Raw genomic sequence first — 2,498 nt, 5'->3', positions numbered from 1 at the left:
GAATCTTTGACTTTATTGAATGAACAAACTGCTCAATTAATGTCATTAAGTCCACATAAACGACCTTATTATCAGCGAGGTCGAAGAGCCGAGATGCTTATCCGGTCTACCTTTTAGCCATAGTTGTCACCCCGTCAGGTCATGCTGGCGGAGGAACTAGGGGAAATTATCGTGTTCGTGCAGCAGCAGGAGGTAATAATTTCCGCCCCAACGCTATTGAACTTGCTTATCAAACTCAATGGTTAAAAAATTTAAACCTTGACCGGGAAACGTTAACTAAAAAACGCCATTTGGGAGTCGCTAAAGGAGTAGTTATTGCTTCTGCACAACGAAATCAATTGGCATTCGATGTTCCTTTCAATGATTTTTATGCCGGAGCTTTTACTTATTTAATGACTCAATATCTTTGGCAAGAATCGAGTGGAATTAGTAATTTAATTGCTGATATTAGGCGAGAAATTAAGTTTTTATCTGCACAAGTTCCCCTAGTCGATATTCAATCTAGTAATTTTCATCAACAACCTGTTTATTTTATTAATAAATCCATGCTACCAGTCGATGCAGTAATTACTTCTGTTTCCGGTAATCAAGCAAAAGTTTGGTTAGGTGGGTTAGATCGTGAAACTTTAGGAGCTTTTGGGCAAGAAGCTGTTTTTAAAGATGTTAATGGTGCAGGGGAAGTTCGCCTCCAATCCCGACAAGGATTGATAGCAAGTGGTATTGTTAAGGGAGAAGTAAAATCGGGAACTTTGTTGCAAGAGTCAGTTCGAGTAATTCCGGCTGATTTAAAGTTAGGAATTGGCTTAGATGTTTCTCTGGAAAATGAAATAGAAGTAGCTAAACAAGCTTTATCAAAAATTAATCGGATCGCTGCCATTTTACCCCAAGACGGAAATCTACTTTATGCGGGTGAAGTGCAGTATATTTTAGGTCGAATGACTGCTAGTTATCGTCAACAATTACCAAATTCATCCAGTGTTCCAGTTGCAGGGAGTATCGGTTTATTTTCCCCTGGATTGGAGTTAATACCCAACTCTTTCGGAAGTGCGGGGGAATCGGTTACATCTGCGATCGCTCGTTTAGAACCCAAACTTAAAGCTTTACTAGCTACCCGCATTGTCAAAATGACCCTTAATGCCAATTCTTCAAAATTAAATATAGAAATTTCCATGCACCAAGAGGGACAAAGTACTCAGCTAGTTGGTAAAGCATTTACAATTAGGGGAACTCAGATCCAAAATCGAGAACAGGTGCAGAACAGTCAATTAGTTTCCCAACAATTACCTATTTCTACACCTTTTCAATTCCGAGTAAAAAATAATGAGTCTCGCCCTTTATATTTGAGTATTTTAGTATTACAACCTGACGGAGCAATTGTGGTATTATTTCCTAACCAGTGGCGAGCATCTGAAGAAACAACGAAATTGGAAGCTAGAGAATCTCTGGTTATTCCTGACCCAAATAAAGATGATTTTCAGATGGTAACGCAAGCGAAAGGAATTGGAGAAGTATTAGTCATTGCCAGTCTTTCACCGTTGAAGAGAGCATTGCTAAAATTACAAACTTTGGCAACAGAATTGAGGATAGATAGAGGTTTTGTTGTACCTACGGTAGAAGCAATGAACGATTTATTAGCAGATTTAAGTAATGACGAAGAGGAGAGAAATGGAGTAACAACAATGAGACGGCGAATATATACGACGGAAATGGCAGCGTTGTCAATTACATTTGAAGTAATTTGAATGCTTTCACAAAATAACGGTGGTTAGGAATGCAGCGCGATCGCAAAGGCTAGAAAGCTTTATCGGAGGTAGTTTGAGAGGATGGACACAACTGGGCTCGAACCAGTGACCTCTACGTTCCATGATGTAGCGTTATTAGATTGCTGTACCTGCTAATGACGGTTTACTAACGAATGCCGCACTCCTAGCAGAATCGCCTATAAGACGTGATAGTACTGTTTTAGATAAATCACCCTACCAGCTAGATAGAAGTGGGTTAGAAGCTATATTAATGTTTAGGTCAGCTTTAGGTCAATTTCTGAGGTCAGATGACTTTGATAACAGGTTTTCATCCAAAATGTAAAGTGTGACTAAGGGCTAAAACCCTTACCAGTCATCTATTTGACTGTACAGAACTAAATGGACACAACTGGGCTCGAACCAGTGACCTCTACGATGTCAACGTAGCGCTCTAACCAACTGAGCTATGCGTCCTCGGATTTATTAATATAGCACAGATTTTCGATTTATAGCCAAATTTCTGAAAAATAAGGTTTTGTGGGATTTCTGCGATCGATCGGACTATCGTTCAAAACCTTTTATGGTAGCCATAACTTTCGCTAATCTATTTATTCCGATAGTTCATAAAACCATAGACAAATATCTTAGGTCTTATTTTGTAGGTGTGATCCTCACTGGGCAAACTACAATGCCCTCTATCCCATCGTCAAAGACATTTGGGACTGCTTTTCTCATGATGTTATAACTTCCATTCAC

The 2,498-nt window shown here is 39.3% G+C and carries 1 protein-coding gene and 1 tRNA gene; one reads left to right on the top strand and one right to left on the bottom strand.

What is annotated here, in order from left to right; genetic code table 11:
- The first annotated feature begins 290 nt into the window (after positions 1–290).
- A complete protein-coding gene (locus tag ACE1CC_RS10215; protein ID WP_413270356.1) occupies positions 291–1,742 on the top strand; it encodes a DUF4384 domain-containing protein in 1,452 nt (483 codons plus the stop codon).
- 400 nt (positions 1,743–2,142) lie between these two features.
- On the opposite strand, the gene ACE1CC_RS10210 is transcribed toward ACE1CC_RS10215, so the two are convergent.
- Positions 2,143–2,216: transfer RNA gene (locus ACE1CC_RS10210), tRNA-Val, on the bottom strand.
- Positions 2,217–2,498: the final 282 nt, after the last annotated feature.

The organism is Floridaenema aerugineum BLCC-F46 (genome assembly GCF_041929345.1).
Classification (GTDB): Bacteria; Cyanobacteriota; Cyanobacteriia; order Cyanobacteriales; family Aerosakkonemataceae; genus Floridanema; species Floridanema aerugineum.
The sequence above is the reverse complement of the archived record's forward strand: the minus strand, read 5'-3'. Positions and strand labels throughout refer to the sequence as shown.